This window comes from Mesorhizobium sp. M8A.F.Ca.ET.165.01.1.1 (assembly GCF_004792065.1).
In the GTDB taxonomy this organism is placed as follows: domain Bacteria; phylum Pseudomonadota; class Alphaproteobacteria; order Rhizobiales; family Rhizobiaceae; genus Mesorhizobium.
On record NZ_SRTH01000163.1, the window covers coordinates 1 to 326 of the forward strand.

The window sequence follows — 326 nt, forward strand, 5'->3', positions numbered from 1 at the left end:
CGGCAGGGTGATGCGCATCATCGTCGGCAGGCGCACATGGACCAGCCGCTGCCAGGGAGTGAGGCCGATCGCCTTGCCGGCGTCGATTTGGCCGCGCGGCACGGCCTCGAGGCCCGAGCGGAACACTTCGACCAGATAGGCGCCGCTGTAAAGCGCAAGCGTGGCAACGAATGAGGTCTGCGCGCTGTAGGCAAGGTCGACGACCGTCGGCAGGCCGTAGAACACCAGATAGACCAAGAGGATCAGCGGCACGTTGCGGATGAATTCGACGTAAGCCGCGATGATGCCGCGCACGACGCGTCCGGCCGACACGTACCAGACCGCCA

1 protein-coding gene is annotated in these 326 nt (G+C 65.6%); it reads right to left on the reverse strand.

The window, feature by feature from the left end; genetic code table 11:
- Positions 1-312 (reverse strand): ABC transporter permease subunit (locus EN808_RS35570; protein WP_245525210.1); only part of this gene is annotated, 312 nt, incomplete at its 3' end.
- Positions 313-326: the final 14 nt, after the last annotated feature.